Annotated in this window: 7 protein-coding genes; 3 read left to right on the forward strand and 4 right to left on the reverse strand. The window is 38.0% G+C overall.

Translation table 11 applies throughout. The features are described from left to right. Positions 1–20: 20 nt before the first annotated feature. Positions 21–1226, reverse strand: a complete 1206-nt coding sequence (locus V7068_RS02980) for an EAL domain-containing protein (RefSeq protein WP_499710939.1) — start codon at positions 1224–1226, stop codon at positions 21–23. 107 nt (positions 1227–1333) lie between these two features. Then, positions 1334–3199, reverse strand: a complete 1866-nt coding sequence (locus tag V7068_RS02985; protein ID WP_499710941.1) for an SLC13 family permease — start codon at positions 3197–3199, stop codon at positions 1334–1336. Positions 3200–3343: 144 nt separating this feature from the next. On the opposite strand from V7068_RS02985, the gene V7068_RS02990 reads away from it, so the two are divergent. Beyond that, the gene (locus V7068_RS02990; RefSeq protein ID WP_499710942.1) at positions 3344–4210 is read left to right on the forward strand and encodes a metallophosphoesterase; all 867 of its coding nucleotides are present in this window, start codon (positions 3344–3346) and stop codon (positions 4208–4210) included. A 113-nt stretch (positions 4211–4323) separates the two neighbouring features. On the opposite strand, the gene crcB is transcribed toward V7068_RS02990, so the two are convergent. Next, the gene (gene crcB / locus V7068_RS02995; RefSeq protein ID WP_499710944.1) at positions 4324–4692 is read right to left on the reverse strand and encodes a fluoride efflux transporter CrcB; all 369 of its coding nucleotides are present in this window, start codon (positions 4690–4692) and stop codon (positions 4324–4326) included. Continuing rightward, entirely contained in the window at positions 4689–5066 is a 378-nt protein-coding gene (locus tag V7068_RS03000; RefSeq protein ID WP_499710945.1) for a fluoride efflux transporter FluC, read from the reverse strand. The genes crcB and V7068_RS03000 overlap by 4 nt, the downstream gene beginning before the upstream one ends. 597 nt (positions 5067–5663) lie before the next feature. On the opposite strand from V7068_RS03000, the gene V7068_RS03005 reads away from it, so the two are divergent. Together V7068_RS03005 and V7068_RS03010 are read left to right on the forward strand one after the other, a co-directional pair. Next, on the forward strand, positions 5664–6056 hold the full coding sequence (locus V7068_RS03005; protein ID WP_499710946.1) for a hypothetical protein: 393 nt from the start codon (positions 5664–5666) through the stop codon (positions 6054–6056). A gap of 270 nt (positions 6057–6326) precedes the next feature. Continuing rightward, positions 6327–6821 (forward strand): YkyB family protein, encoded by a 495-nt coding sequence (locus tag V7068_RS03010; protein WP_499710947.1) that lies wholly within the window; start codon positions 6327–6329, stop codon positions 6819–6821. Positions 6822–7054 lie beyond the last annotated feature (233 nt).

A 7054-nucleotide genomic window follows, 5' to 3' on the forward strand; every position in this document is an offset into this window, starting at 1 on the left:
TCAACTTTTTTTGTCAACTCTTATAATAAAGCATCATTTTCGTACAAATAACTATAAGATAAATCAAGGAAAACATATTCCTTATTATTAATGGGATAAGAGAACGTTCGGATTGTTTCACCTGTTTCAATATCACTATACAGATCTGATAAAATCCCCGTCTTTTCATTCCTCATTTTAATAATATTTTCTAGGAAATACGGTCTCCAGCTCCAATTGCTATTTAAATAACCCTTTTGAATGAGCCATTCACCATCTTTGTAAAGAATATTGGGTGACGTTTGATATCCTTGGTCATCACATACATACAATCGAAAACAAACTTTTTCTAATTTATTGGCTAGCACTTTTAGCATTTCTTCATGTGATTCATAACGCTTCTGTACTTTCAAAAACATGTTTATCTCTTCATTGAACCGTTGCGTTTTTTCATAAACAGCTTCTAATTTCTTCGTTTCATATGAGATAAAATTTTGACATTCTTGCTGAAACTTTTCACGTAATTTATGCTTGTCAATAAATAATAAATCGGGCTTTGATAAAAAGTATCCTTGATAATAACGCCCTCCATTTTTCCAAGCAAATCGAAGCTGGTATTCTGTTTCGATATTTTCAAATAATAAGCTCGCTCCAATTTTTCTAGCTAACATACTAAGGGAAAATAAAACGACTTGATAAGCATCTCCGCCAGATATACGCATTTGTTCTACATTAACCTTTAGAATATTAGGTGACAGTTGTGCAATCTTATCAAGTTGGCTATGATCCCCTAAATGATCGAAAGCAACCTTAATACCGTACGTTTTATAGTACGCAAGTACGTGCTGCAATGGCTCAAAATTATCGATATCAATAGTGTCAGATAGCTCCAACACAACACGTGAAAGCTCGTCTAATTCTAAATGTTGTTTCAACGTTTCCATAAATTGCTCGCCATGATCAAACATCAGTAAATTTGGGTCACGGTTAATAAAAATAAGAAATTCTTCTCCGTAATCCTTAATACGTTCTAGTGCTACTTCCAGTAAATAATTATCTACTTCAATTCTATACTCTTCTGGAATGGTCGCATCTTGAAAAAAAGGTCCTAAACTCTTATATTCAGAGCTCTCTTCAAAACGCCCTAATATTTCGTAACCAATAACCTGATGTTGATCCGCACTAAAAATTGGTTGAAAAAACGGAACAACTCGGTCAAGATTCGCCAATATGTTATCTGCATCCATGATGTATTCCCCCTAATCACGAAACATCAATATGCACAAATTATACCATTAGTTTCTATTCTTGATAATACGAAATTTCTTAAAACCCATTAAGTAACCTATTATCTTTAAAATGGAAAGAACAATGGGATTGTTAAAACTAAGACAATTCCAACAAAAATTTGCAATAAAATTCCCATTAACACGAAATCTTTTGACTGATATTCACCAGCCGTCATTACAAGGGTATTGCTAGACGTAGCTTTAGGTGAAGATAATGCAACACTTGCAGCAATGGCAATCCCCATTAATATTGGAATTGGACTTATTCCTAATGTATTAGAACATAATAAGGCAATCGGAGCCATCACAATCGCAGTTACCCCATAAGGAATAAACGGACTTAAAAGCATCGTTAATAAATAAAAGCCAGCTAGCAAACCATACGGACCTGTATAATCAAAGAATATAGCAAACCAATCACTAATTAATCGTACACCGCCTGTATTCTCTAACGCCCGCACAATGCCCATCATCGCCGCAATTAATAAAACAGGCTCCCAATTAATCTTCTGATAAGCTTCTTCCATCGAACGTACACAACCGGTTACTACCATCAGCAGTGCGGCAATTGCAACGGATAAGACAAATGGTATCGCACCAATTGATAAGAGAATAATCATCAAGGCCGTAATGGCAGCAGCTATAATCGGCGCCTTCGACTGAGTACGCTCCCGTTGCTCGACAACTTCTTCAGAGGCGCTTCCAATGACAATCATGTCTTCAAGATCCGCTGAAATACGCTCAATGTTTTTCCACTCTCCATGAATAAGAAGAGCATCACCTTGCTTTAGTCTTTCTGTCCCGACCTCTGTTTGAATATATTCGCCATTACGATTAATCGCTAATACGTTACAACGATATTTTTCACGAAACTGCATATCCATGAGTGTTTGATTTTCATAATTAGAGTGAGGCATAATTAAGATTTCCGTTAAACCAAATTTACTGCTCACGAAGTGCTTTTTAATTTGTTCTGGATTAAAGTGTTTATACTCTAATTCATAATCGACGGCTAACCGCTCTACATTCTCGACTTCCCCAAACACTAAAATAATATCGTCTGGATGCAGTACTTCATCTGCTTTAGCGGAAATAACCGATTGCTTTGAAAGCAAAGGCAATTGCTTCTCTTTCGCTCTACGCTTAATTTCAATCAACGTAATTTCATACTGAAACGGAAGATGTAAATCAGCTAGTCTTTCTCCAACAATATCCGAGTTGCCCGGTATGTGTAAATAATGCAGACGATCATATACTTTATACATGCCGGCTAATTCCCTGGCCGATAACCCCTTCACGCTGTTCCTCGCTGCTAATGGTTCTTCTGGCAGCAGCTTTCTCCCTAGTGTCAGCATAAATACTACACCTGCCGCGAAGGCCACAAGTCCGATAGGTGTAAAATCAAAAAAGTTCAACTTTACGATGCCTTCGCTTTGTAAAATATAACTAATCAAAATATTCGGCGCTGTCCCAATTAAGGTAAGAACAGCACCTAAACTACTCGCATAAGCGAGCGGTAATAAATAGCGGGACGGGCTCATTTTTTTCTTCAAAGCCATGCTTACGACAATCGGAATTAAAATGACGACAATACCCGTTCCACTAAAAAAAGCACTAAGTAAGCCACCCGTTATCATCACAATAAGCAGCAGCTTTAATTCTGAACCTACACCGAATTTCAATAAATAATTTCCAACTTCGTCAACAAGCCCGCTATTAAAAATACCTGCACTTACGATAAATAAGGCAGCAAGCGTGATGACGACCGGATTCGCAAATCCCGCTAAAAGTTCCTCTAAAGATAAAATTCCAGTTAAACCTAGTACAACTAAGCCAACTAATGCAATCAAATCTGCTCTAAATTTTCCATATATAATACAAGCAATTGTACATACAAGTATAAGAACTGTTATAAACAAAGGCTGAGTCATCAAGCACCTCCGTATAGGCACAAACAATATGTCCTATCCGTTTCCGTTTCTTTAATATAGTGTAACAAAATAATATATCGCTTCTTTTTCTATCTCTTATTTGTTAATATGAGGAAGTATCATTTATTAGATAGGTTGATTAACATGAATAAAACTATTTCACGCAGAACATTTCTTAAAAAAAGTATTGCCTCTTTATTAACCATCACTGGTTTAGGAATTGGCGGAAAATACTACATCCATAATATTGAACCGCACTGGTTAAAAACCAACCATATTTCAATCAGTCACTCCTTCATTCCAAAAGGATTTCACGGTTTAAAAATGGTTCAGTTTAGCGACACACATTTAGGATTTCAGTTTCAATTAGAAGACTTACAAACACTTATCCAAAAAATAAATGCCCTGCAAGCGGATGTCATTATCTTTACAGGAGATTTAATGGACAAACCGGATAAATATAGGAATTATAAAGAAATTATTCCTGTGTTACAAAAGCTTCATGCTCCGTTAGGGAAATTCTGTGTATATGGAAACCACGATCACGGTGGTTATGGTTCTGAAATATACAAATCCATTATGGAAATGTGTGAATTTACGCTTCTACAAAACGCAAACATAGAGCTCTCTCTTTTATCAAAGGAATCTATTTATCTCACAGGTATTGACGACGCGATGCTCGGTCAGCCAGACTTTCCAGAAGCACTTTCTGGTATTCCTGAAAAGAAGTATACCATTCTATTATCTCATGCACCTGATTTAGCGGATACGGCAAAGAATTATCCAATTCACCTGCAAATAAGCGGCCATAGTCACGGTGGACAAGTGCAAATTCCGTTTTTTGGAGCACTTGTCACTCCACCTTTTGCCGAGAGATATCCGGAAGGCTTGTACAACATCGACTCCCTCACTTTATATGTGAATAGAGGAATCGGTACAACTCGCCTTCCTTATCGTTTTTTGTCGCGTCCAGAAATTACAGTCTATGAATTACACTCTCCACACATCTAGACTGATTCCTGCATGAATAATGACAAAATGCTGTACTAGCCCAAAAAAATGCTGTAGAAGAAATGATACAATCCATGTCATTTCTTCTTTTGCTTTACAAATTCATTTTCTTATTATAATAACGACATCGCTACAATATTGCCAATAAAAAATACAAATATACAGCCTATAATCGAACCTGCTATATATAAAAAGGCTTTCATATACTGCTGTTTCCCAAGCAAAAATAGGCTTTCTGAACTAAACGTTGAAAACGTTGTGAAGGCTCCTAAAAAACCCGTCATACTAAACAATTGCCACGATAGATTTAACTCATTCCCCGCTGAAATAAACACGCCTAATCCAAAAGAGCCCATCAAATTAATAATCAAAATACTTAGTGGAATCGTACTTTCCGGTAAAATCCTCTTCAAATACGTTTGCACGCTATATCTTGCAATAGCTCCGATCATTCCGCCAATCCATACAAGAACAATATTCATCCTCGTTCTCCACTTCTACCTCGAAATACATGTTGCCCAATGAAATAAGCGGTCAGTCCGCCTAACACCGTACACCCGATATATAATCCGCTAAGTAGTATCGACTCTCTCATTAAAGCCACCGCTTCAGCAGAGAACGTCGACATCGTCGTAAACCCTCCGCACAAACCGGTACCTAAAGCTAACTGAAGAATCTCTCCTCGATTTCGATTCATAAAATAACTCGTGACTCCCCCTAGCAAGAAACTACCAGCAATATTAATCAACAGGGTGCTCCATGGAAAAATGGGTGACGGCAGTACTTCTTGAATCATATAGCGCAATACAGCACCAGATCCACCACCAATCCCAATAGCTAGTATTCGAATTAACATGTATACTCACCTCAAACTTCGCACTAAAGGGAAACTTCCATCAGTGTGGGGTTTCCTTCATCCCTCACTGCCCACAGATGGTTATTCACATTCTATGGTCACTAAAAGCTCCACCTCAATCAAGTGACCGTACGAACCTGATTGGTGAAAGCTGACCTTTGAAAACCACAAAGTTACGTTTCCTTGTATCTCGCTAATCAGACCTTTACTACAAATGCGAGGCAGCTGTTCGGCCCCGCGATAAGCATAAGATGAAATACGACGTTGGTCCAGTTTGCCACAGAGCCTTTCATCTTATGACCTCAAGTGGCTAGATGAGAGCAGTTAGTCCCACTCACCTTCGTTGTTTCTTTCTAAGCTTGAGGCGAGGTCTTATTGCCTGTTAAGTGCGGGATAAATATCATCATTATAACAGAATGGAGTGAAACAGGCTCTTTTCGGGGCAAATCCCATACACTATATAGAAAAGCATAAGCATGTAGATAGATTATTTGATAGGCTTTTCTAGCAACTTTCAATTAATGATAACCTATCTCTTCGCTCCTGCCATTCTACAAGGTGCGAAACTATATAGTTTTTCAAAAAGGAGGTTTTTATATGCAAACATATCCATACGCTTACCCTGCCTACTCTTATCTTCCTTACCCTTATTCTACTTATTCATCCTACCCGATTGATCGACATGCCCCTGAACAACATCAATATGACGACGAAAGGTTTTTTCCTCTTGGGCTCGGCCTTGCCATACCAGCTGCGTTCATTGCAGGTTTAGCTGTTCCACTTCTCTGGAACCGTCCATTCTACCCGCCTTATCCTAGTTACCCTGGTTATTATGGCGGATTGGGTGCTCCAGGATTTGGTGCCCCAGGATTTCCTGGTTATTACGGTGGATTCGGGCCTCAAGGAGCTCCTGCCTATCCGCCGCAAATGACTGCACAAGCAGCAACATCAGATACTATAAATATTTATAATCGAACCCCTAGCCTATAACAAACGTTATGTCTCTACCTCATTATATCTTTCAATCATACCTCACTTCTAGATTAGAAGTGGGGACTTTCATAATTTTTTCAAAAAGGGCGTAAAACTAAAACATTTCTTTTATAAATCTCAGAATGACTTTCTTAAATATTGGAAAGTGGTATAATGATGATGCATAGATATGTAAATGACTTACAAACTACATAGATTATCGAACTAACAATGCTATCAAAAAGAGCATAAAGCTCATGAAGAAAAGGAGTTCCTGTAATGAAAGATATGAAAGGACAGTCTGAAATGGCAGATACCTCAACCGACTCCCTTGCGCAAGCAGTATTTATTGTCAACAAGCATGCAAAAACAGCTTTGGAGCCAAAGTATTTGTATGACTTAAAACGCCTCGCTTTAAATAAATTGTTGAAAGAAGGTAAAGCAAAGAAAATAGGTCTCCATTTCTCTGATAACCCTCGTTTTGCTGCACAACAATCCGACGTAATCGTTACATGCGGTGCATATGTCTTTCACCTTCCACCTACAAAGGAAGATTTAAAAATTTTACCCCATCTCGGTAACCGCTCAGCATCCATTCGGAACCCTAAAGCTGTTATGTCATTATCGAAAGCAAAACAAATACTACAATCTTATACTGGACAAGCAAAGGATTTACAATCTAAACCAGATATGAAGAAAAAGCAGAACAAAATGAACCAACCTAACCAGCGATACTACAACCCCTTCCCTTCATCTTTTTTAGGTAAAGGATCGAAATACTAGTTGGAAATCTAATGAATTTTTACTTCTTTAACATCATTGAACCCAAGCTATAAGGCTCACGATAAATCCCAATCGCCAATCCTAAAAAAACGAGTTTAAGACTACACGTCTCAAACTCGTTTTTATTATGTAGATTTATCCCACGCTTAACGGGCAGTAAGCCCCCCACCTCAAGCTTATGAGGAAACAAAGAAGAGAGGTGTGGGGAATGAAAGAGCCCCCACTGATAGAAG

Origin of the sequence: Bacillus sp. JJ634 (assembly GCF_036962285.1) — a bacterium.
Lineage (GTDB): Bacteria > Bacillota > Bacilli > Bacillales > DSM-1321 > Peribacillus > Peribacillus asahii_A.

Coding starts and splice junctions, on each gene's coding strand:
- crcB (WP_499710944.1), bottom strand. CDS start 4,692: ATGAATATTGTTCTTGTATGGATTGGCGGAATGATCGGAGCTATTGCA.
- V7068_RS03005 (WP_499710946.1), top strand. CDS start 5,664: ATGCAAACATATCCATACGCTTACCCTGCCTACTCTTATCTTCCTTAC.
- V7068_RS02980 (WP_499710939.1), bottom strand. CDS start 1,226: ATGGATGCAGATAACATATTGGCGAATCTTGACCGAGTTGTTCCGTTT.
- V7068_RS03000 (WP_499710945.1), bottom strand. CDS start 5,066: ATGTTAATTCGAATACTAGCTATTGGGATTGGTGGTGGATCTGGTGCT.
- V7068_RS02990 (WP_499710942.1), top strand. CDS start 3,344: ATGAATAAAACTATTTCACGCAGAACATTTCTTAAAAAAAGTATTGCC.
- V7068_RS02985 (WP_499710941.1), bottom strand. CDS start 3,199: ATGACTCAGCCTTTGTTTATAACAGTTCTTATACTTGTATGTACAATT.
- V7068_RS03010 (WP_499710947.1), top strand. CDS start 6,327: ATGAAAGGACAGTCTGAAATGGCAGATACCTCAACCGACTCCCTTGCG.